General features: G+C 37.5%; 24 protein-coding genes. 10 read left to right on the plus strand and 14 right to left on the minus strand.

Annotation, left to right across the window (positions count from 1 at the left end):
- Positions 1–5 precede the first annotated feature (5 nt).
- A complete protein-coding gene (locus FHK89_RS01420; RefSeq protein WP_230655918.1) occupies positions 6–329 on the minus strand; it encodes a hypothetical protein in 324 nt (107 codons plus the stop codon).
- Between the two features lie 203 nt (positions 330–532).
- Between FHK89_RS01420 and FHK89_RS01425 the strand changes: the two genes are divergently transcribed.
- From FHK89_RS01425 to FHK89_RS01440, 4 genes are all read left to right on the plus strand, one after another.
- The gene (locus FHK89_RS01425) at positions 533–805 is read left to right on the plus strand and encodes a hypothetical protein (protein ID WP_230655919.1); all 273 of its coding nucleotides are present in this window, start codon (positions 533–535) and stop codon (positions 803–805) included.
- 529 nt (positions 806–1,334) lie between these two features.
- Positions 1,335–2,036 (plus strand): transglutaminase-like domain-containing protein, encoded by a 702-nt coding sequence (locus FHK89_RS01430; RefSeq protein ID WP_230655920.1) that lies wholly within the window; start codon positions 1,335–1,337, stop codon positions 2,034–2,036.
- A gap of 266 nt (positions 2,037–2,302) precedes the next feature.
- Complete coding sequence (locus FHK89_RS01435; RefSeq protein ID WP_230655921.1) at positions 2,303–3,355, plus strand: pyridoxal phosphate-dependent aminotransferase; 1,053 nt, start codon at positions 2,303–2,305, stop codon at positions 3,353–3,355.
- Positions 3,356–3,602: 247 nt separating this feature from the next.
- On the plus strand, positions 3,603–3,977 hold the full coding sequence (locus FHK89_RS01440) for a hypothetical protein (RefSeq protein WP_230655922.1): 375 nt from the start codon (positions 3,603–3,605) through the stop codon (positions 3,975–3,977).
- Between the two features lie 104 nt (positions 3,978–4,081).
- On the opposite strand, the gene FHK89_RS01445 is transcribed toward FHK89_RS01440, so the two are convergent.
- The 8 genes from FHK89_RS01445 to FHK89_RS01480 all read right to left on the minus strand — a co-directional run bounded on the left by FHK89_RS01445 (position 4,082) and on the right by FHK89_RS01480 (position 9,016).
- On the minus strand, positions 4,082–4,483 hold the full coding sequence (locus FHK89_RS01445; protein ID WP_230655923.1) for a hypothetical protein: 402 nt from the start codon (positions 4,481–4,483) through the stop codon (positions 4,082–4,084).
- A gap of 145 nt (positions 4,484–4,628) precedes the next feature.
- On the minus strand, positions 4,629–6,266 hold the full coding sequence (locus FHK89_RS01450) for a radical SAM protein (protein ID WP_230655924.1): 1,638 nt from the start codon (positions 6,264–6,266) through the stop codon (positions 4,629–4,631).
- 92 nt (positions 6,267–6,358) lie between these two features.
- The gene (locus FHK89_RS01455; RefSeq protein ID WP_230655925.1) at positions 6,359–6,841 is read right to left on the minus strand and encodes a helix-turn-helix domain-containing protein; all 483 of its coding nucleotides are present in this window, start codon (positions 6,839–6,841) and stop codon (positions 6,359–6,361) included.
- 157 nt (positions 6,842–6,998) lie between these two features.
- Positions 6,999–7,790 carry a prolipoprotein diacylglyceryl transferase gene (locus tag FHK89_RS01460; protein WP_230655926.1) on the minus strand — a complete coding sequence of 264 codons (792 nt, stop codon included), beginning with the start codon at positions 7,788–7,790 and terminating at the stop codon, positions 6,999–7,001.
- A gap of 2 nt (positions 7,791–7,792) precedes the next feature.
- The gene (locus tag FHK89_RS01465; protein ID WP_230655927.1) at positions 7,793–8,026 is read right to left on the minus strand and encodes a hypothetical protein; all 234 of its coding nucleotides are present in this window, start codon (positions 8,024–8,026) and stop codon (positions 7,793–7,795) included.
- 309 nt (positions 8,027–8,335) lie between these two features.
- Positions 8,336–8,533 carry a hypothetical protein gene (locus tag FHK89_RS01470; protein ID WP_230655928.1) on the minus strand — a complete coding sequence of 66 codons (198 nt, stop codon included), beginning with the start codon at positions 8,531–8,533 and terminating at the stop codon, positions 8,336–8,338.
- Positions 8,534–8,579: 46 nt separating this feature from the next.
- Entirely contained in the window at positions 8,580–8,783 is a 204-nt protein-coding gene (locus FHK89_RS01475; protein ID WP_230655929.1) for a hypothetical protein, read from the minus strand.
- An 11-nt stretch (positions 8,784–8,794) separates the two neighbouring features.
- Positions 8,795–9,016: a hypothetical protein gene (locus tag FHK89_RS01480; RefSeq protein WP_230655930.1), complete on the minus strand. Its 222-nt coding sequence runs from the start codon at positions 9,014–9,016 to the stop codon at positions 8,795–8,797.
- A 561-nt stretch (positions 9,017–9,577) separates the two neighbouring features.
- Between FHK89_RS01480 and FHK89_RS01485 the strand changes: the two genes are divergently transcribed.
- Entirely contained in the window at positions 9,578–9,943 is a 366-nt protein-coding gene (locus FHK89_RS01485; protein WP_230655931.1) for a hypothetical protein, read from the plus strand.
- Between the two features lie 65 nt (positions 9,944–10,008).
- A complete protein-coding gene (locus tag FHK89_RS01490) occupies positions 10,009–10,452 on the plus strand; it encodes a DUF4870 domain-containing protein (RefSeq protein ID WP_230655932.1) in 444 nt (147 codons plus the stop codon).
- Between the two features lie 389 nt (positions 10,453–10,841).
- On the opposite strand, the gene nadS is transcribed toward FHK89_RS01490, so the two are convergent.
- Both nadS and uvrA read right to left on the minus strand, forming a co-directional pair.
- Positions 10,842–11,123: a NadS family protein gene (gene nadS, locus FHK89_RS01495; protein WP_230655933.1), complete on the minus strand. Its 282-nt coding sequence runs from the start codon at positions 11,121–11,123 to the stop codon at positions 10,842–10,844.
- A gap of 23 nt (positions 11,124–11,146) precedes the next feature.
- Entirely contained in the window at positions 11,147–14,128 is a 2,982-nt protein-coding gene (gene uvrA, locus FHK89_RS01500) for an excinuclease ABC subunit UvrA (RefSeq protein ID WP_230655934.1), read from the minus strand.
- Between the two features lie 589 nt (positions 14,129–14,717).
- Here uvrA and FHK89_RS01505 point away from each other — a divergent pair.
- Complete coding sequence (locus FHK89_RS01505; protein WP_230655935.1) at positions 14,718–17,270, plus strand: TonB-dependent hemoglobin/transferrin/lactoferrin family receptor; 2,553 nt, start codon at positions 14,718–14,720, stop codon at positions 17,268–17,270.
- A gap of 95 nt (positions 17,271–17,365) precedes the next feature.
- On the opposite strand, the gene FHK89_RS01510 is transcribed toward FHK89_RS01505, so the two are convergent.
- From FHK89_RS01510 to FHK89_RS01520, 3 genes are all read right to left on the minus strand, one after another.
- A complete protein-coding gene (locus FHK89_RS01510) occupies positions 17,366–17,848 on the minus strand; it encodes a YbaN family protein (RefSeq protein ID WP_230655936.1) in 483 nt (160 codons plus the stop codon).
- 212 nt (positions 17,849–18,060) lie between these two features.
- Complete coding sequence (locus FHK89_RS01515; protein WP_230655937.1) at positions 18,061–18,792, minus strand: Lcl domain-containing protein; 732 nt, start codon at positions 18,790–18,792, stop codon at positions 18,061–18,063.
- A 59-nt stretch (positions 18,793–18,851) separates the two neighbouring features.
- Entirely contained in the window at positions 18,852–20,267 is a 1,416-nt protein-coding gene (locus FHK89_RS01520; protein ID WP_230655938.1) for an Lcl domain-containing protein, read from the minus strand.
- 464 nt (positions 20,268–20,731) lie between these two features.
- On the opposite strand from FHK89_RS01520, the gene FHK89_RS01525 reads away from it, so the two are divergent.
- The 3 genes from FHK89_RS01525 (at position 20,732) to ssb (ending at position 23,888) form a co-directional block, all read left to right on the plus strand.
- Positions 20,732–21,307 carry a biliverdin-producing heme oxygenase gene (locus FHK89_RS01525; protein ID WP_230655939.1) on the plus strand — a complete coding sequence of 192 codons (576 nt, stop codon included), beginning with the start codon at positions 20,732–20,734 and terminating at the stop codon, positions 21,305–21,307.
- A 343-nt stretch (positions 21,308–21,650) separates the two neighbouring features.
- A complete protein-coding gene (locus FHK89_RS01530) occupies positions 21,651–23,015 on the plus strand; it encodes an MFS transporter (RefSeq protein ID WP_230655940.1) in 1,365 nt (454 codons plus the stop codon).
- Between the two features lie 213 nt (positions 23,016–23,228).
- Positions 23,229–23,888, plus strand: coding sequence for a single-stranded DNA-binding protein (ssb, locus tag FHK89_RS01535; protein WP_268992903.1), 660 nt, complete (start codon positions 23,229–23,231; stop codon positions 23,886–23,888).
- The last annotated feature ends 59 nt before the right edge of the window (positions 23,889–23,947 follow it).

The following is a 23,947-nucleotide window of genomic DNA, read 5'->3' on the forward strand; positions in this document are numbered from 1 at the left end:
CAAATTTAATTATCCATTCGAAATGGATCAAATAAAATAGATTTTTCTGTATTTATCGCTTCATCTACAAATGATATTATTTTCTCTACTTCACTATGAAATTTATTTTCCGAGGTCAAATAATTATTTAGATCTTGCTTTAACTCATATAATAAATCTCCGAAATATAGATCAAAATCAACATAACTAAGTTCAGATAGAATTGGATAAGTCGCAGAGTCTAATATAAAGAAAGATTCTGCAAGTGCTTTATCAATTTTGTACTCTTTAATAATTCTCATATTATCAGGACAATATCTACTTCTATCCCATAAATAAACGTAATACATAATAAATCCTTATCTAATTTTTGTTCGCTCAGAGAACGTATTTACTAAATTATCTTGTGGAATGGTAATAGTAGTTATCTTAGTTGCAGTAGGATAGGTTAACAAAGCGTAAACTACCACAATGATATTAATTATAGCAATAGATGTGTTATATAGTTGTTAGCACATTATATAAATACTGGTTTATTAATGGGATATAATTTATGAAACCCAAATCCTTACGCCGTCACCATCTACAACGCCTAAAACACAAACGTAAATACGACCGTAATTATCATAGCCATTTAACCTATACTACCACTGGTGAAACTGCCCAAATCGTCCCCATTCACCAACATATCATTACCCCTGCCAGATGTTCTTGCTGGATGTGTGGCAATCCGCGCAAATTCTATGGCAATAGCAAACACGCCAAAACCATACAAGAGAGACGGGCAGATAACGACTGTGACTATTGGCAACAGTATTGTTTATGACTACTCACATAATACCAATGGTTTATCTTGACGCTGTTGTGTTTGCCAATCCAACACGTCTACTTCAGAAAATGCTGTTCCCCGTTCTGCGGTTTGAGTCATTAACTTAAATAGACGCTGTTGCTTATTAGTATAAGATTGTGTTAGTTGCTCTATTAAGCTGTCTTTTTTTGGTTATTTTTTAATTGATACTACAAAAAATTAACATATTGCATGACATCGGCTTGCATACTCTCAGGCAGTGTTTCAAATTCACGATAAAACTCTTCTAAGATAGCCATAATTAACCTCTTATTTTTTTATTGATAAGCCATTGTAGCAAGTATTAAGTTTGTATTAAATTGACAGTAGGGTGGGTTAGTAAGGTATAACCCACTGAAATTATGTTAATTATAGCAATAAATATGTTATGTAGTTGCTGACATGCCTTAAAATTAATAAAATATAGTTATTAGAATAAGTTATTTTATAGTAATTGAATATTTTAATTTTAGAATCAAAAAAATATGATAAAAAGGATTACAAGAAGATGGATAAATTACTACAGGAAACCAAGATCTTAGATTATTCTCACCATAATATTCAGAATTTGATTAAAGATAGGGGGTGGGATCAGTTAAATGATGTTGAAAAAGTGAAGTCCATTTATAACTTTGTAAGAGACGAAATTGAATTTGGATATAACACCAACGATAATATTTCAGCTTCAAAAGTTTTGGAAGATGGTTATGGACAATGTAATACCAAATCAACTTTATTGATGGCATTGCTGCGAGGTGTTGGCATTAAAAATAGGTTGCATGGATTTACAATAGATAAAGCACTACAAAAAGGAGCGATTAGTGGAATTTGGTATCAATTTTCACCAAAAAATATTTTACATAGCTGGGTTGAAGTTAATATAGATGGCAGATGGTATAGTTTAGAAGGTGTTATTCTTGATAAAAAATATTTGGTCGCTCTACAAAATAAGTTTGCTGACTGTAAAACAACTTTTTGTGGTTTTGGCGCTTATACAGATAATTTTAAAAACCCAAATATCGACTGGAATTTAAATGATACGTATATTCAAGACAAGGGAATAAATCAAGATTTTGGATTGTTTGCTACCCCTGATGAATTTTATAAACAGTATCAACAAAAATTAAATCCATTCAAACAATGGGTTTATAGAAATATTGTAAGACAGCAAATGAATAAAAATGTAAGAAAAATTAGAGAGAGACTATAACCAATAAAGCGTGAATTTATAAATTTAATAGTAAAGCATAAAAAAATGAAAACTCTGATAACGGTAGGATAGGTAAGTGGCGGCTTAATCCACCAAAATTATAACAATCATATCAATAGCCATGTTACACAGTGACTAACCCATCCTACAAGTGCTGTGCAAATCATGTCCATACATCTAAGATATGCCAGACCACTTGTAATATCAGTCAATGCAAATTAATATGGTAAAAATTTTCCCTTTAATAACTAGGTGTATGGACCGTTTTGCAAATCAATCAATTACTAGAGTTAAACTCTAACGAAAACTCCCTTGGCATGGCAGATTCCGCCAGACAAGCCATCATAAATACCTTAGATATTGGCTTTCGCTATCCTGATGATCAGCGAGCGCAATTAATTAGCAAAATTGCCAGTATCAATAGTGTGGCAGAAAATCAGATTTCATTAGGCGATGGCTCAAGTGAAAATATTCGTACTGTTGTACAAATGCTGCTAAATAAAGCCTTAAATACAGGCAAGCGGTTTCAAGTAGTCGTGCCTCATCCGACATTTGCTTATGCAGAATTGTATGCTGTCAGACTTGGCGTACCAGTGGTTAAAGTACCACTGATGCCTGAAAATTATGATTTGGACTTACAGAATTTGCAAAAAGTGGCTGATGATTTTGATGGTATCAGCTTATTTTACCTCTGTAACCCCAATAACCCAACAGCGACCATTGCTGATACTGTTGCATTAAAAAACTGGGTGGCATGTTCGCCAGAAAACCATTATTTTTTATTGGATGAGGCGTACGCTGAATATGTCACTGCCCCCAGCTTTGAAAGTGGTATTGAGTGGGTGCGTCAGGACTTGTCCAATAATCTGATTGTCGTGCGTACTTTTTCAAAATTATGTGCCCTAGCAGGTATGCGTCTGGGATATGCCATTGCAAGCCCACAGACCATAGCTTCGCTTGAAGCATTTATGTCGATAGACAATACCAATTTGTCAGGGGCAGTGGCAGCGTTAGCTACCCTAGAGGATCAAGAGTATTTAGAGCGGAGTTTGCGTACCACTAACCAATCTCGACAAATGATTGAAGAGGTTTTAGACGAGCTTGAGCTGCGTTATCTACCTTCACAAGCCAATTTTATTTTTCATGAAATCAAAGGTGAGGTCGCCACTTATATCAAAAAAATGCGTGAAAATAACATCGTTGTTGGTCGTGAATTTCCACCCATTGAAGGTTTTAGTCGCTTGACTCTTGGCACAGCTGATGAAATGGCAGTATTTATTGCTGTCTTAAAATCTTTTCGTCGACAAGGTTGGATATAATTTGAGGATGAGTTAAACAATTCATCATGGAATAGGGTTGTTTAACGCTTGCTACTGGGAAGTTGTCTGTTAATAGTATATGCTTACTAAACCCAATCCAATCGTATTCAGTTAAGTTGAGTATTTATTTGCATAAAATTTGTGTTGTATGTATTTGGTGGCTTAAATGTTGGATTGTTATCTAAGTATTTGTAAGATAGTACAATCATCAGTAAATAAATAATTTATAGATAATAGGAACAAAATTATGTTTGATATTAAATCATTATTAAAACGAAGTGTAGAAAAGGAATTGCTTGATGTCGATGATTATATTTTTATGCCAGAACGCATAGAGTTAGACATCGATGGTGGTCGGTTAATTTGTGTGTTAAATAGTGATGGTAGAGTTGATATTTTTTATAGCAAACATGATATAACAGATGTTCGCTCAGCCGCTCGCAAACACCCATTTACCGCATTTGAAAGAGAGTTGAGTCATGGGTTGTATGATGATGTTATCTCAGATTTGGTCGATGATGTGAATGATATTATTGAGAAGAAATCTAGATATTTTCATGATGAAATTGTTTTGCCATCAACAGCACCTTTAGTAATAGATGCACCAAAAAAATCAATATAAATGCTGAGTAATTTGTGTCATTAGCAATATAGCAGTGTACCAAAAGAAGCGTTATCTATTTGATGACGCTTCTTTTTTAGTGTCATTAAATGTTAACACAAATATTACTGCATAAAGCTACCATAACAACTTTGTAATGACTTGACCACCACTTTGGTAGCCAATTTTGTCCGATATTCTGAGTCTATGATGGCTTGGGCCATGTCATTAAAAGTAATGTGCTGAGGTGCTTGCTCACTGACACAACCACAAATTTTGTTTTGTAATACATTTTCTTGATTTTGTGTCATTGCCATACGTGCAATACGCCATGCTTTATGCTGAGACAACTCGCTACGGCATTTGTTATCAATGGCTACTTTAAATATATTCATACCAATATTGCTGGCAGTATTGATGCCATTATTCGCTGCATTATTATTGACACCTGTTGTTGAACAGCCAGTGAGTGCAAATGTGATAACTATCATGGTAATGATGGCGTTTTGGGTAAAGCGATTTTGCATGGTTATGTCCGTTTGTATTAATAAAAGTAGTTGTTATTTTAACATGTCTCAGCAGCAACCTAACTGATTTATCTTTTTACTATCAGTTATTTAGCCTATTATGCTGTTTCGCCATTTATGAGTTTCATCTGTTTGCTTCAGTTGCCTAAACCGAAATCACCGCAATCGACTTATCATTAGTCAGTTTGCTATCAGCACCTATTACCGTATCTTCCACTTTATCGACGGCTGTCCTGCGAGCCATAAACTGTGCTTCTAACGTCTTGCGTATTTGTGCCAGTTTTTCTACTTTATCATCCCGATAAAAAATATTAAAACTCTCAAACGGTATCATTTTGCCATCAGGCTGAGCAAAGTGAATACAGGATTTTTTTAACGCCCGAATGTCCAGATTTTGTGCATCCATAAACTGCACAATCATCACCCGAAACACATTATCATAGCTCAAATGCGGGGCATCAATTTTGGGTAGACAGCACAGCAATTCGGATAAACAGTCTGCTTGTGACTCAGGTGAGTGATTGGTACTGAGCACTTTAATCAGCTGATTTTTGGCTTGTGCTTGCACATCAGGATTTTGCTCAAATAAGATGGTATTGCCACCGCCATTCATAATCACATCAGGGGTCAAATAACGGGTGAGGGGGGTAACTTCAACAGTAGGGGAAACGGTTGGTTTGCTTGTGTTATTTACGTCATGATTATTATGCGTCTTTAACGCATAACCCATCGCCAGCGTATCAGGGTTACAGGGCACAGGCACAATGTCATCTAAGGTAAATACCGCTGACTGCTCCGCAATTTGCCGACGCATCTGTGAGATGGTTAGGCGTTGTTTACTGGCATCAAGCAAGGCATCATCTAGCCCAATGCGTCCTGATTCTGATAACGGCTGAAAGCTGACCCCACGTACACAGCGATAACTTAAACCATGCTCAATGATACGACCCATCTCGCCATCATTGAGCCCTTTTTTAATCGTCGCCACGAGGGTAGTGGATAGATTATGGGTTTCCAAATTGGTTAGGGCTTGCTGATGAATGCGGGCAAGATTTGCCCCACGTAGCACCTTAATATGAGCATCATCAAGCGAGTCAAATTGCAGATAAATCTCTAAGCCTTGCACTTTAGCTGTATTTTGGTTCTTTAGCCGATAGGCATAGTCAGCAAGGAGTGTGACAAACTCAGGCTCTTTTGCCAAGCGGATACCATTGGTATTAATCATCACATGGCGAATGGGCAAGGTTTGGATATAATCCAAAATTGCAAATAGCTCAGGGTGCAAAGTTGGCTCACCACCAGAGAGTTGCACCACATCAGGCTCACCCTCACAGGCGACCACCGTATCTAACATCGCTTTGACGGTTGCTAGCGACTTATGCTTATAGGATAGGTGCGGCAGATTCACTTCACGACTCATGCCCGAGTCAGCAAAGCACACAGGACAATCAAGATTGCACACATCGGTAATCTCAACGATGGTTAAGCATGAGTGTTGCATGTGGTCAGGACACAAACCGCAATCATAGGGACAACCGTATTGCATCGGAGTACTAAAAGTTTTGGGCATCTCAGGGCGTTTGACATACACCTCTCGGCAGGAGCGATAATAGTCCACATCGTCCATCATCAGTACCCGTTCATTGCCATGCACAGGACACCATTTATCCATATACACATGGTTGTTTTTAAAGATGATTTTGGCTTCCACAGGATACAGACAGGTGCTACAGACTGAGCTTGTGGTGTCATAAAACTCATAAGGGCGATTTTTGCGTGACATTAGCTATCCTTATTACCATTCATTGTTACCGTCATAGTGAGCGTTTGTGTTAGACGGCGGATTGGCTTGACTGATATGTTTAGAGGTGTTGTTTAGTTGCTGGCTGGGTCATTTGTAGAGGATGGATTTAACTTGGTGAGATACTCTTTTTGCATCTTAGATAGATATTCTCTTTGCTCACTTATATCCAAATCAGAGGATTTAAGCTCTTGTAATACATGAATATAATTGGTTAAGGTATTAATGACCATTTCAATATGGCGTTGTTGCTCTTTGGCTTGCTCTAAGCGTTCATGGATATTTTTGAGTCGTTGCTCAATGCTGATTTGATTATTAAAGTGGTCATCTAAATACAGGGCAATTTGCGATAACGTATAGCCCAAATTTTGACCTATTTTGATGACTCGGATACGCTCAATACATTGCGGATGAAACTCAGTATAAAAACGTGACCCTGCTTGGCGTTTGCGCGATTTTAACAAGCCCAATTCATTATAATGACGAATGGTATCTTTGGTGGTATTTGCTTGCTTGGCAAGCTCACCGATGAGTAGATAGTTGATAGATTGAGTCATGGGTTAATCCAAACTTTCACGTTCATTTTGGTTAGAAGTTTGATGGGCAGACAAAATTTATTATCTATAGTTAATAAATTGCTAAACAACTACTGATGTTGCCCTTATTTGCTGTACTTACAAAAGCATTTTTTAAAAAGAAGCTGTCCCATCTATTTTACTGTGGTTGTTTTTTTAACCACATTAAACGCCTGATATCTCGCCACACAAAAGGTAAATAACAGATCACTGCCAGCAAACAAGCCCATTGTATCCCTGATAAACCAAGCCAATAAGTATAGGGTACAGGTTTGATGCCATCAACCAGCAATCGCCACAGCATATAGCTGATAAACAATAACTTAAAACTTAGCCCACTAACGGCTTTGAGTTTAGGGTAAGCAAAGTAAAAGAAAATCAGCATCGCCATTGCCCACACCATATCATAAATCTGGGTAGGATGACGCAATATGCCATCACCAAAATTAATACCCCAAGGTAAGCTGGTTGCCACCCCATAAGTACCATCATGTAGCCCTGCCAAATAACAGCCAATGCGCCCAACCATTAACCCCAAACAAAACGGCACAATAAATAAATCCCCTGTCGAATAGCGAATACCCGCCAGTTTTTTGGCAATCTCAATACCGATAAGACCACCAATCATACCACCAACAATGGTCTGTCCCAATGCCAGTGATATTACCCCATATTCTGCCCATGCTTGTGGTACTTCGATTAAAAATAACAACTTATTGCCGATGCCCGCCCCCAAAATACAACCAATGGCAACCACAAAACTGTCTTTGGATAAAATACCTGCTGGTTGTGGTGAGTTTGGGTTATTTTTGACATGCTGCTTTTTTATCAGCCGATAGCTTTGTACGCCAACAATCAGTGCCAGCCATTCAAAGATAAAATGAACAATGTGTGCCGTTTGGGCAGAGAGGGGAAAGTAGGGAATGGTCATGTTTAATGCAATGTCTTTAATGAGAGTTCATGAATACACCAACCAAAACCAACACAAAAAATAAACCCCGAGAGCAGTGTCATTATTTTGGCTTGTTTGAGCATTTGTTCATGCTCTGTTTTATCTTGCTTTTTGGGAGCAATAGCAATAATAATAAGTCCTACTAAAAAAGCAGCAGCACAGATGAGCATCACTGGGAAGAATATAGTAGTAATGATGCTATTCAATGTGTGCATTTAGATTTCCTTTTTTGAGAATAAAAAGTAGTTAATTCCTAATATCTAATGCCATGAAGTAATTTGACTAACGCTATAAGTACATAGCCCAAAACCAATACAGAAGGTAATGATGTAAACTAATAGCGTTACTTTAAGTAATTTTTTAATCCATTGTTTCTTATTTTTATCTTTGATGAAGAAGAGAGTAATACTTAATATAATCAATAACAACACTGATAAAGCACTGATTAAAAGTAACAGGATAAATAATGGTTCTAAGATATTACTCATGGCAAAGACACTAATAAAGAGGATTAGAGTTTCTAATTAAAAAAGTCGATAACAATATCCACTACCTACCAACAGTATCAAAATGCTTATAATGCCAATAACTTTAAAAAATGGATCTGTTTTTTTGCTGTCCACATTAAAAGCTCGGCATAAAGCAGCGATAATGCCAAATATCACCATAATGGCTAAACTGGACATAATTAAAACAAAGCCTGTCCACCCTGTCTCATTCATTTTTTTCTCATTGAAAAGTTATTATGATTACTGCTGATTTTGAGCATTAAATAAAATATTTTGCGGTAAAAAATATACCCATAGGCAATAAGATAAATGCCACTAATAAACAGCGTGCAAACCAAGGATACAATTTGCGCTTGGTATCAATGTCATGGGTAGTGATAAAACCCACAAAGCATATCAAGCTTACCACCAAGCTCATGATACCAAAACCAATGGGCAATATTGAAAAATAAAGTGTGGTCATGATGATTCTAGCTAAGCTCCAGCGAGTACCAATGTCAAGCAGCTTCCAAGACCGATAAGCATTATCAACGCATAGATAAGTAGTAACTTACCAGCCATTGCATAATGTTTGGCTTTATCGCTTTCTACTTTGCCAAAATAACCCAGTAATGCAAAGATGACGGCAACAATTAAGATGACATTAGAAAGGGCGAGTAGCCCCATAAACAAAGGTGCTAAAATATTTTCAATCATAAATAAGGCTCATGGTGGAGATGGTTATGCCATATAGTTTAAGTAAGTACAGCATAATACAGCAAAGCAAACATAAAAATAATAGGACTTACGCAAAAGTACGATATTTGTCTGAATAAAGCGGCGAGCAATTTGTATGAAGCCTCTGGAACGACGTACAGCCCACTTGATAAAAAACAATGATTACCAGACGCTAATAACCTATGAAACTACGTAAGTCTTAATATATTGTTAGAACCTGTATTCATAATCCAAAATTTAACGCAGTAGTATGTCTATCTTAGGCAAAAAGCGACCATTGTGGGTTGTGAATACAGGTTCTTATATACCTTAAACCAAGACGACAATTATTGTCGTTTTGGTGTTTTTATTACTTGCAACCTTGCTTAAAAGCTGACAAACTTAAATGCCAATATTAGGACTATTTTCTTATTATCTAGCAGTACTAACATCATACCTTTTAAACATAAGATATTAAAATTCTTATATTTAGTGGATAGTTAATTAAAGGATTCATCTGAAAATAATAATGCAGTGGACCAACAAAAAAACGAGGAAGTTATGAAAATTATTAAATTATGTGGCGTTATCCTATTGGCAGCTCCCTTACTAACCGCTTGCTCAGGCGCACCCTCAGAGAGTACCGTCGAAGAGCTGATTGAAGACCAATATGAACAAGCCAATAGCATGGGTGAGAGTCTAGCTAATAATACAAGTGGTGCAGCAGGGGATATGATGAAAAATATGATGGCAAGTATGATGCCAAAGCTTGAAGATGTTGATGATATCAACTGTGACTCAACCGATGAAAAAAATACCTATCGCTGCACAGCAGAGATTACCCAAAGTATCAATGGTAATACCACTACCAACAAAGCTGCCTTTAAAGTCTACAAAGTGAATGATGAATGGGTACTAGGGCAGTAGATTGAGATTGATATATTTTTAAAAAATATGAACTACAAAAAGTCATAGTGATATAAGAGACGAACATGAATAATGAAAATAAAACAAATGACGCCATCAAACTTAGCAAAGAAAATACACCCATGCCAATACAAAATACAACAGCCCCTGTTATAAGCCAAGACTCCAAAAATATGGCATTGATTAACTGGTTGGGCTGTCTATTTTTTGGTTTTATTCCACCATTGGTATTATTTTTAACCCAAAAAGATGATGCCTATGTGCAGCAGCAATCCAAAGAGGCATTAAACTGGTCAATTACTTTTTTTATAGGCTATCTCTGTTTATGGATAGCGGTGATGGTATTAGGCTTTATTTTAGGGATGGTTTTTGCGCCATTAGCAGTTATTCCTATGATAATATTCATATTATCTGGTTTTTTGCACCCTATTTTTTGTATCATGGGCGCAGTGAAGTGTTCATCAGGACAAGACTTTAAAGTGCCATTTAATATTCGTTTGATTAAGTAAATAAATAAATAAAGACTGATTACTGGTGCCAAACTTTTATAAATTAAATTAAAAGGAATTTTTATGTTTACCATCAATAAAACAGGCAAAAAAGTGGCGTGTTAACTGTCATTACAACATTGCAGTATAATCATGAAACATCAAAAATCGGGAATGGTAGCCAATCCCGCTTTTCGCTTATATCTACCCGACTAGGCGAGGCAGTGGCACGAGCTGATAGATTGCTGTTGCCTCGACACTCTCTCAGACTCTAGCCACTGCAACTCGCCTAGCTGAGTAGGATAACCGCTACAATCGGGGCTAAATCGCACCACAAGGCGACACTCTCTACAGATTTAACCCTATTACTATTAGCTACATAACACAGTAGGCTACTATGCTAAGGGCTACTACGCCAAATCCAATAAATCAGGCTTTTTATCAATCAACTTAATTAACGTCATCGCAGGTCCTGTCGGATTACGGTGACCTTGCTCCCAATTTTGCAGGGTACGAGGGCTGATATGCAGTTTATTAGCAAACTCAACTTGCGTTAAGCCTGTCTTTTCGCGAATACTTTTGACATCAGGTATTTCATAGGCAAATGTACGGCTTGGTTCTAGCTCACCACGATGGATAGCCCCTGCTTCTTTTAAAGAGGAAAGCAAGTCATCAAAAAGTTTATTATCCATTTTTAAATTCCTGTTTGGTTTTTTTACCCCAACATTCCCTTTAAAAACTGTCCCGTAAATGACGCTTTCACTTCCGCTACTTGCTCAGGCGTACCCTCAGCGATAATCATGCCGCCACCGCTACCACCTTCAGGGCCTAAATCAACAATCCAATCTGCTGTCTTAATCACATCCAAATTATGCTCAATCACCACAATGGTATTACCCTTATCACGCAGCGCATGCAAGATATTGAGTAGTTTGGCAATATCATGGAAGTGCAAGCCAGTGGTCGGCTCATCGAGGATATATAGCGTTTGCCCTGTGTCACGTTTTGCCAGCTCACGTGCCAGTTTTACCCGTTGAGCCTCACCACCAGAGAGAGTAGGGGCGGACTGTCCCAAACGAATATAGCTTAATCCCACGTCCATCAATGCCTCAAGTCTGCGATGAATTGGTGGAATGGCAGAGAAGAACTCGGTGGCATCTTCCACCGTCATCTCTAGCACATCGGCAATGTTTTTGCCTTTATAGTGGATTTCTAGGGTTTCACGATTGTAGCGTTTGCCATGGCAGCTATCACAAGGCACATACATATCAGGCAAAAAGTGCATCTCAACTTTGATTAAACCATCACCCTGACACGTCTCACAGCGTCCGCCTTTGACATTAAAGCTAAAACGTCCTGCCTTATAGCCGCGCGCTTTTGCCTCTTGCGTCTGTGCAAACAAATCACGAATCGGAGTAAATACCCCTGTATAGGTTGCAGGGTTTGAGCGTGGTGTACGTCCTATCGGGCTTTGGTCAATATCAACCATTTTATCCAGATATTCCAGTCCTGATATACTCTCAAATGTATCGGGCACGAGCGTTGACGCATTGTTAAGTTGAGTAGCCGCCAATGGCATCAAAGTACGGTTAATCAGGGTAGATTTACCTGAGCCTGATACCCCAGTGATACAAGTCATCACCCCTACAGGAATGGTTAAATCGACCTCTTTTAAGTTATTACCCGATGCGCCTTTTAGCTCAATTTGCATTGGCACAATATTTTTGGGCTTCTCTTTACGGTTAGCAGCCGCTTTTTTATTAGCTGCTGCTTTGGCTTTGCCTACTGGCATGATGCTGACTTTGGCAGGCGGATTATTGAGATCAATAGTTTTAGCGGTATGGCGTACTTTGGGGACGGCAATTTTTTTCTCACCTGATAGATACTGCCCAGTGAGCGATTCTTTGGTATTGGCAATGTCTTTTGCCGAGCCTTGAGCAATCACCCGTCCACCATGCACACCCGCACCGACACCGATGTCGATGATATGATCGGCTTGACGGATTGCATCTTCATCATGCTCCACCACCAGTACCGTATTACCAAGGTCACGCAGGCGAGTCAGCGTTTGTAATAAGCGGTCATTATCCCGTTGATGCAAGCCAATAGATGGCTCATCTAATACATACATGACCCCCATTAAGCCTGCGCCAATTTGGCTGGCAAGGCGAATACGTTGTGCCTCACCACCTGACAGCGTTTCTGCCGAGCGCGCAAGAGTGAGATAATCTAAGCCAACACTTACCAAAAAGGTCAACCGCTCATTAATCTCTTTAAAGATTTTGGCAGCAACTTCTCCTTTTGCCCCGTCCATTTTAAGACTGGCATAATAGTCCGCCGCATCACCGATTGATAGCCGCACAATTTCAGCAATATTGCGTCCATCTACGCGTACATTGCGGGCAATCTCATTAAGTCTTGCGCCATCACATACATTACAGGTGGTGTCCGCCAGATATTTTGCCAATTCATCTCGTACTAAGTTACTTTGAGTCTTAGCATAGCGACGCTCTAAATAGGGCAACACCCCTTCAAAAGCCGTGGTCTTTTTGGTTTTACGCCCACGCTCATCGGTAAAGTGAAATAATAGCTTTTCTTTGCCTGAACCTTGCAAAATAATGTCTTTATGTTTTTTATCCAAATCTTTCCATGGCGCATCCATATCAATATCAAAATGGTTGCAGACAGTGGTCAATAGCCCAAAATAATAGGCATGACGTTTGTCCCAGCCATTAATCGCTCCTTGATTGAGCGACTTATCGGGATGGGTAATCAGTTTTTCAGCAGAAAAATACTGACGTTTACCCAGACCATCACAGGATGGACATGCGCCATAAGGATTGTTAAAACTAAACAGGCGAGGCTCTAGCTCTGACACCGCTCGGTCACACACAGGGCAGCTGTGTTTGGCAGATAGTATTTGATCATCGCTATTGACGTCTTCATTCACTGATGAGGCATCAGGATTGGGATTGCCATCCATATAATGCAAGATGGCAAGGTCATTGCCGAGTCGTAATGCCGTTTCTAAACTTTCGGCAACCCGATTGCCCAAATCATCTCGTACCTTAAAGCGGTCAACCACCACTTCGATGCTGTGCTTTTTGTTCTTCTCTAGGGCAGGCAATTCATCCATATCATAGACATTACCATCGACTCGCACCCGTATGAAACCTTGTGCAACAAGCTGCTCAAGTAAGACGATATGTTCACCTTTACGCTCGCGTACCACAGGCGCAAGTATCATTAGTTTCGTGCCTTCTGGCAGCGTCATGATGTCATCGACCATCTCAGTGATGGTCTGTGCCACCATTGGTTCGCCATGTATAGGACAGTAGGGCGTACCCACACGTGCATACAATAACCTGAGATAGTCATAAATCTCGGTAATTGTCCCGACTGTCGAGCGGGGGTTATGGTTGGTGGATTTTTGCTCAATGGCAATGGCAGGAGACAAGCCTTCGATGCTATCAACTTCGGGCTTATCCATCTGTGATAAAAACTGGCGCGCATACGCCGACAGGCTTTCGACATAGCGGCGTTGCCCTTCGGCATACAACGTATCAAATGCCAGTGAGGATTTGCCTGATCCTGATAGCCCGGTGATGACGACAAACTTATCACGGGGAATATCAAGACTGATGTTTTTGAGATTATGGGTGCGTGCACCGCGTATTTTTATGTGTTCATGTGCCATAAAATAGTTGTCTCTTTTATTTGTTTGTTTAATTGAGTGGTATATCTGAAGGTTATATAGGGTTCTATTTTGATAAGGTTAACTTCTATTATACGCTGTCGTTAGTCGTTTCTTCTGGTGTTAGTCATAGTTAATCATATAGATGCTTTATAAAAGTAGTGACTATAATATATGATACATTCGCTTTCTTGACTGTATGTGAGATTCTTTAAGTAAACTGAATAAATACAAATATAGATAGTAGTTTAGGAATATATCACTTATTGATTAAATATATTTGAGCAGATAAGTAAATTATTTATAGATAAAGTGGGTCATAAAAGTGAGTTTTACTGTTTTTGTTACAAATAAAAAAATATTTTTTTTCAAAATTTAGATTGGACAAATAGTTTTTAATCTATTGTTATTAATAAGAAATATTCAAGGTATTTGGGTAGAACTGATGAGTTTTCTTCAAAAATGAAAATTATTATCATTTACTTTTGTGAAGTTTTTATACATAATTGTCACATAGTTGCGCTTGTCTGAAACAAAAGTGCATCTTTTGAGCATTTATTTGCTGCAAATTTATTATGTAAAAAGGCTATATATGAACCAATTAACTCCCCCCTTATCCGTAGTTGATACCAATAATATCTCTTTTTCTCAGGTTACAAAACACACAAAACGCCCACTTTGTATTCTTGTATCTGTGCTGATGTCGCAATTGGCATTGGCAGAAACAGTTGTTGTTGTAGAGTCTGGCGAGTCACAAGACTATGTGCCATCAACACAAGTAGATACCATTGTGGTAACAGCAGCACCCGATGCTGCAAATGAAGCCACTAAAACGATAGTTACCTCCAAAAACATCCAAGACAACCAGATTAACAGTCAACAAGATCTCGTACGCTATAACCCTGAAATTAGTGTCGCTGAGGTAGGGCGTTATGGCTCAAAAGGCTTTGCCATTCGTGGTGTTGATGGTAACCGTGTTGCCATGAGCTATGATGGTGTGAGTTTACCTGATCAGCAGATTAATGAGTTCTTCTCTCCTTATGGCTATATGTATGAAGGGCGTTTTAGTCCTGATACTGAACTATTATCTGATGTTAGCCTACAAGTGGGGGCAGATTCATTTACCTCAGGTAGTGGTGCAGTTGGTGGTGCAGTAAATTATAAAAGTAAAGAGCCTCGTGATTTGATTGAGTCTGGTAAGCACATTGGTGGTTATGCTAAAACGGGATATACCAGTAAAAATGAAGAGATCATGACAGCAGTTGGAGCCGCAGGTAGTATAGGTAAAGTAGAGGCCTTGGTTAACTATGTATACCGTGACGGACATGAACTCAAAAATCATGATATGGTTGGCTTTAATAAAGATAAACTTGATCAATCCTATGATTTTGAACAGGATCCGGACTATAGTTATTCTCAAAGTTCATCTTATAAAGATGAAAAAGCAGCAATTTTACCTGATCCTCAACACTATGAAAGCCATGCTACTTTAGCAAAACTTTATTACAATATTAATGATGAACATAGAGTTGGTGCTCAAGGCAGCTATCAGTATAGTTTAAATAAATCTAATAACTTTACTAAAAGTACATCTGTTGGGCGTCGTATTGGCTATGATGAAGGTGAGTTAAAAGCAGCAGGTATCAACTATCGCTATTTGCCATTAGATAGTGAATTAGTTGATGAAATTAATGCAGATTTGAGTTACCAAGAAATTGTTGGCATTGCCAATACTTATGTTTATGACGCACCCTATAATGATAGTAATCTTTGGATTAACGAATATCGCCCTCAGTATGATACAACCACACAACTGAATGTTGAAGGATACTTACTACCTATACAAACAGACAATTTAGGTAGTCATACTGTATCGGTAGTGGGTAGCTATGCAAATACAGATCATGAGCTTATCTTAAAAGAATGGAGTAAATTCAATAAACCAGGTGAGTATGGGTTTAAATTTGTTGGACCATCAGTTAAAAAAGATATTTATAGCCTTGCAGTAGCTGATGATATAGAAGTTAATGATAAATTAGAGGCAAAAGTTGGTATTCGTTATGACTACCATGCTTATAAACCTTATATGTCTGAGATTAATAAATTCAGTTTGGGTGAAGTGAGTGAGGCAGATACTTACTACCCCAAAATTCTTTATAGAGAAGGTGAGTTTGATAAGAACCGAAAAATGAGTAATCTCGGTGGATTATTAGCATTAAATTATCAATTTACACCAAATTGGCAAGTAGGTTATAAAGCTTCAACAGGCTTTTTGGCACCTTCTGTGAGCCAGATGTATTCAGCTTATGAAATCTTGGGAAACAGACTTACTACCAATACAGATCTAAACCCTGAAAAGTCTTTAAATCATGAGTTATCATTACAAGGTAATTTTGAGACTTTTGCTATTAATGCAACAGGATTTTATACAGATTACACTGATTTTATTCAAACCCTTAATTATGAAAAAATGGTCGAAAACTGTTGGCCAGAGAAAAAAAATGGCGTTTTAGAAAAGACGTGTAATCCACATCATCCAATGGTACCTGCAAACTTTGTTAGTGCACAAAATATCGATAAGGCAAAAACTTATGGTGTACGTTTAGGCGGTGCATGGGATATTTCTAAGCTGACAAATACAGATGGAAGCTTACAGTTAACCGGTGATGTTAATTATGCAAAAGATAGTACAAGCAAGGGAATTAACCTTTTAGTAACTCAGCCTTTAACTGGTGTATTTGGTCTTAACTACTTATCACCAAATGAAGATTACCAAATTCATGCAAAATTACGTTATTTGGGTGCAAAAAAAGCTGAAGATGCGAAGGTTCTAACACTTAAGTGGGAAGATAATAAGGTTGATGTTTATAAGCTTAGACAGGAAGTTATAGAACCTTATGAGCATATTGATGCTAGTAAATCTGCTTTTGTTTATGACTTATATGGTAGTAAGTCATTTAATAATGGTTTGAAAGTATCGGCAGGGATATATAATATTTTTGATAAAGAGTATGTACCTTGGAGCAGTTTGCAGAGCTTAGCAATATTAAATGTTAACTCAATGGTTGATGATAAGGGTGTTGGCATTAAGCGTTATACAGCACCTGGACGTAACTATTCTGTTTCACTAACTTATGAGTTTTAAAGCTTAATAGTACAATAAAAATTTAAATTAAAAAAACGCTGGGATGTTTGTTCTAGCGTTTTTTATTGGCTAAAGAAAATTAACAGATAGAAATATTAGGCATCAGGTAGACGTGCCATCCAAATAGCCGTTGCTAAGCATACAGCAGCTGTGACCCATGCTAGCCACGCCCAGTCACCTTGTAGACGGTAAAACAACATCACACAAGAGGCAGTCATCATTGTCCATGCTAGATATTTACCATAGCGTGGAATGGCACGCTTTTGCTGCCAATCAGTGACCATTTTACCAAATATACGGTGATTCACCAGCCAGTGATGAAATTTATCTGATCCTTTTGCCCAGCAAGCTGCTGCCAAGAGTACAAATGGTGTGGTTGGCAATACAGGTAATACCACACCAATTAACCCTAGTACAAAAAATAACGTTCCCAAAAAAAGAAATAACCAGCGTATTAGACGGTTGCTGTGTATTTGGCTGGTTTGCGTTATAGATGGTGTATCTCCACTATCAATAGTAGAGGTGATATTATTTGTAGGTAGGGAGTTCTCTGCATCCTGAGGGTATTTGGTGGTCATGATGTTGTCATATCTAAAAAGAGTTATGTAATTATAATGGCTAGATTACCTATATAAATAGCTTGATTTATATAGGTAATTTAACTTTTGTTTAATATTAAATTATTTATCAATAATATTTATAATAAAACACCGATGTGCCAGTGCAGCATCGGTGTTGGTCTTATTATAGAATAATTTATAGTAAATTATGCTCTACTAACTAATTTAAATTAAGAAACATCTTTAACTAATAAAACATAACGAGCTTTTTTCACATGATTAGGATCGGAGTTTCCATATGGCTTAGTATAACGCTCACCAATAGTTTCTCCACTACGATGAACTTCTTGTGGCTGACCTAAGCCAAGATCTAAAGCATAGGTAAAGTCTGTATTTTCACGTGCTTTTTCAGTGGCTGCTGCATATTCTGATTCAGGTAGTTTGTTACCTTCATCATCATGTTTAACAGTTTTTACTTTTACAGGTGTTGATGACCAAATATAAGATGAAGAAGGAGCTGTTGGAAGACGTTGATACGAACCATCATCTGAAAACTCAAACTGTTTAGCAAATGGAAATACTTCGGTATTAATTGCAGGAAATGCTTGTGTATTTTCAGTAATAAACATTAGCTCTTTAATATTAGGAACTCTCCAGCCTTCAGCAGCCTGTGTACCGGCTGCAGCTAGAGCTGCTTCCCAAGTCTCAAATTTAGTTGCGTCACCAGTACATGTACCATTACTGAAAGTTTGACCAACCAAGCAACGTGCCCACTCTAATTGGCTTACTTCTACAGTGGCTGTACCATCTGCAAGTTTAAAACTATCTGTGGGAGTGGCTGGAGTAAATTTATCAGGTGCATGTAAAGTGGTTAGAGTAGCAGCGACAGCTGTACTGGCTATGAGTAAAGCACTAATAGTCAATACATACTTGGTTTGTTTGCTATTTTTTAATATATTCATGTTCATATGTTAGTCCTTAATGGCATATCTATTTTGTACAAATGTGGAGTGATTGGAGGTTATTCTTTAGCATCACTAACTAAGATTACGCCATTGGTATCAGTAGAGTAACTACCACTAGCTTGATTTCTATTAAAACTTCCTTTAGAAGATATTACCCAAAGAGCATCAAAGTTAAAAGGATCACCGTATTTTGAAAAAGCTGCAATAGAGTCTGTCCAGAAGTAAATCGGGAGTTTCTCACTAGAACTAAACAGCCAATCAGCATGCATAACTTCGCTTGCATCTAAGCCATTTAGGTTTTGTATACCAAATAATTCATTACGACTTGGTAGTCTCCAATTACTAATACCACATAGTTTTTCTTGATTAACTCGTTGTGTATAAGCTTCAGTAGTGCAGTTGGTTTTAGTATCCTCTTGATCACAAATAGCGCTGAATTCAGAGTCATTTAGATATGTTGGTGATCCAAGCTCTTGTTCACTATTATAATAGCTATAATTCCATGCAACATCACGATAGTCTCTATCTGCTTCTTTTTCAGCATAGGTTTTACGTTCCCAAACCTTACCAGTGACATTATCACGAACACAACTCCAATCAGTCGCATCAACTGCTAAATCTTTTCCATCTTTATCAAGTTTGGTAAAGTCAAAGCCTGCCCAGCCATTAATATTATTAGCCGCATCCGTAGGTGGATACATGGCATCACGACCTGTATTACAGTCTTGTTTTGATGTCATGGTATTATCACAATCAGTTTTATTTCCTTTTAGGTTGTTACCTGAAAAAGTTATACCTGTGTCATTGACTTTTGCCATGACTTTATTACTGCCATCTGAATTAACAACAATATACTCAAGTGTATTTGCAATTTTTGCCTCAGCAAGTGGGTTTTTTGGATCCATTAAAGTAACAGTTACAACCCAATTACCAGTATTTTTAGCATCTTCTTTTAAAGGAATGGTAACAAGTGGGCTAGGAGGTCCAAATGGAGTAATTTTTTCTGGTGTTGGGTCAGCATGAATAGTAATTGTACCGGTTACTTGAGAAGGATCTTTTAAAATATCTGCAACGTCACCTTGTGGGCTAGACAGTTTATATGTAACAGTAGCAGGTTTTTCTTTTGTTATCTCTGGTAGAACTTGATATTCATCAATAGTGGTTGAGAATTTGATAGCACCACAAGTTTCTGACCCAAAATCACATTCTGTATCTGTACTATTTGCATATAATGTAACTTTGCCATCAATAAATTTACTTTCAGATTTACTTTGATTGGCTAATCTAAATGTAATGTCTTTATTTTCTTTGGTATCGTCTTTACCGCCGCCGTTGTTATCGTCTTTACCGTTATCCTGTTGAGTGGAGCTAGGAATAGAGGGTTTATCATCAGTACCGCAACCAGCAAGCATTAGGCATGACAAGCTAGCAGCAAGTAGGGTTGGGATTTTCAATTGTGAATATACTTTCATAAGGATTGCCTTAAATTTTTTACCTTCTAATAAGGTAGAATTGTTAAGTAATAGGACAGGATGACTAAGGGGTTAACAAGGAGTCTAGAGAAATCTTACATTTTGAATGTCCGAGAATAAAATGCAGTTCAACGACTTGGTGTTAAGTTTTATTTACCTATCGTTTACATATCTCTTTAGATATAGTAACATCACTTGAGTAATAAGTAAACGATAATTATTATCGGTATATTTATTATTGTTTTTTGTGAATAAAATATTTTAACTTTTTTGTTTAGATATTTGCTATAATTATGCTGTATTATTTGTAATAAATTATACAATATCAGAAACATAGTTAATTTATAGATCTTAAAAGTTCTTTGTAATTTTATATAATATAAAGTTACAAAAAAAATAAGATACAGTTAATTTTTTTTGTTAATTGACAGAATCAATCGATTAAAAATAAAAGGAAAGTCGATATGGTAGATAACGCCCAAGTTGCTTTTAGTGATGAGCTAAAACAACATTCAAGAACTACACATGATAGTGTTGATGAGTTGGTAATGTCTAAGCAACCATTTGCTTCGGTGGAAAATTATGGCAAGTTTTTGCAAGCTCAGCATGAGTTTCATGAGACATTAAGAGACAGTTATCAAGATGAGCAACTAAATGAAGATATTCAGGATTTAGAAGCACTATCACGGGCTGATATGGTTTTGGCGGATATGAGAGAGCTTAGTGTTGAGCCTGCACAGATAGATATTGCTCGACCCACACCCACAGGGGCAGCACGTATAGGTTGGTTGTATTGTGCTGAGGGTTCGAATGTTGGTGCAGCCATACTTTATAAAGAGGCTGGTAAGATTGATCTAAGTGACGAGAAAGGTGCCCTGCATTTGGCAGCACACCCTGATGGACGTATGCGTCATTGGCGGGCTTTTAAAGAAAAACTGGATGGTCTTAATCTGACTGATGAGCAAAAGCAGCAAGCAAAGCAAGGTGCTGATGAAGCTTTTGGTTATTTTAAAACTTTGATTCAAAAAGTATATGCCTAAAATAATATGATAATAATTCAGTAACTTTATTAGGGTCTGTTGAGCTTTCACCCCGTTAGGCTAATATCCATAATGGATACAGCTATTTCTTACTTTCATGTAAAAATTGGCTAAATTTTTCCTATGAAGATGACTGTTCAACAGACCCTATCAATATCAAAATATTGTTATTAAGAGTTATATTATCTCATCAGTTAAAGTTGTTGATACTAAATGTCATTATGGACAAAAAAGTATCAGCAACTTTTTTCAATTTTCTTCAATATAAAATCTAACCGCATATCTTTTTGAGATTCTATTATAATAGTGGTTTGTCATTATATAGTTTAAGTAGAGCAAGCGCATGAATGCCATAGAAAAACGTGCCGTAGCAGGGGTAGGGGGAATCTTTGCCCTGCGTATGATTGGATTGTTTATGATTGTTCCCGTTTTTTCGGTATATGGCAATCAGTATGATCATGCGACCCCTTTTTTGATTGGACTGGCTGTTGGTATTTATGGTTTGGGACAAGCAATTTTTCAAATCCCCATGAGTTTGGCAGCAGATAAATTCCCACGTAAACCAATGATTTTTTTGGGATTACTTTTATTTGCCATTGGAGGGACGGCTGCTGCTACTGCTGATAGTATTTATCAAGTTATTATTGGTAGAGCCTTGGCAGGAAGTGGTGCAGTCTCAGCAGTATTAATGGCATTGCTTGCGGATGTGACTACAGAGCAATCACGCACCAAAGCGATGGCAACAATGGGATTGACCATTGCTACTTCTATTATGTTGGCATTTGCCTTTGGCCCTATGTTTGTTGATGTGCTTGATATGTCAGGTTTATTTTGGCTAACGGTTGTATTTGCCATTGCAGCTATGTTGCTGTTATTGGTTGTACCAACCCCTCTACGTGTCTTGAAACATAATTTAGCAGATAAAGGGATTATTCAGCAGCTTAAAGATGTATTGAGTGTTACTGATCTCAATCGACTACACTTTGGTGTATTTGCACTACACTTAACCATGACAGCAATTTTTGTGCTATTGCCACAGCAGTTGTCACATGTACTAGGATTAAATGTGCGTCAGCAAGGTTATGTTTATTTACCACTGTTATTTATAGGGTTTGCGATAGCCATTCCATTCATTATAGTAGCAGAAAAACGGCAAAAAATGCGTCAAGTTTTTGTTGCAGCAGTGGCAGCAATGGTTATGGCATTAGTTAGTTTGGCATTGTTTCATCAATGGGGTGCAGGATTAATTGTTAGTCTTGGTTTGTATTTTATTGGTTTTAATTTATTAGAAGCAACCATACCTTCATGGATATCTAAAAAAGCGCCAGTGGCTAATAAAGCCACAGCAATGGGCATCAATTCCTCCAGTCAGTTTTTTGGTGCTTTTGTGGGTGGGGCATTGGGTGGTATGTTGCTGACACAGTCACCATTTTTGGCATGGGGCATATTAGCAGTCATAATGGCAATAGCCTTAGCCTTTATTTTTCCGATTGAGCACCCGCCTTATCTAAGCAGTACAACTTTGAGTATACCCAAAGGAGTGGATATCCATACTTGGTCTCAACAGTTGATGGCAATGGATGCTATTGAAGATATTGTGGTCATGGATAAAGAGGGTGTTGCTTATTTAAAGCTAGATAAGCAGCAGATAGATGATATAACACGACAACAGCTGTCGCAAATGACACCAACCAAACTGGATATTTAAATAAAATTTGGGTAAAGTGGCATATAAAGGTAAGTGATTAAAAATATGATTGTTATTTATGAGTCAATAACAATATATATGTTCTTATCTGTTTTTTATGTACATTAATATTAAACATATAAGTCGTATGGTTTTTTAATATCATTTTGTATTTTACTATCAACTACTATATATACAAATATTGTATTTATAATTGGATTTAAGGACATAATTATGCGTGGAGTTAATAAAGTCATTATCATTGGTAATCTTGGTGCAGATCCAGAGTCACGTCAATTTAGTAATGGTGGCAGTGTGACCAATATTTCAGTCGCTACTTCTGAACAGTGGACAGACAAACAAACAGGTGAGAAAAGAGAAGCGACAGAATGGCATCGTATCGCTTTATTTAATCGTTTGGGTGAGATTGCAGCACAGTATTTGCGCAAAGGCAGTAAAGTCTATATTGAAGGTAGCCTGCGTACTCGTAAATGGCAAGACCAGAATGGTCAAGATCGTTATACAACTGAAATACGTGCCGATCAGATGCAAATGTTAGACAGTGCTGGTCAGACAGGTGGTGGTTATCAAAATAATCAACCATCAAATAATACACCCATGTCAAACAATAACTTTGGTTATAACAATGCCATGAATACAAATCAAGCACACACGGGTTATCAAAACAATCCAAATAACAATATGTCTAACAATGTGCCTGATAATATGCCTAACAATGCAACTGCTTATAATAATCAAGGTAATCAAAATAGCTTTGCTAATAATTCAGGCAATACAAGTACAAGTACAAGTAATAATAATGGGCAGCCTGCCCAAAATAATAATAATATGCCAATGTCTGATGCACCAGTAGATGATGACATCCCTTTTTAAACCTCATGGCTTGTTTTATAAATTCATAAATTCATAAATTCATAAAATACAATTGAATA

Source organism: Psychrobacter sp. I-STPA10 (assembly GCF_021012795.1).
Classification (GTDB): domain Bacteria; phylum Pseudomonadota; class Gammaproteobacteria; order Pseudomonadales; family Moraxellaceae; genus Psychrobacter.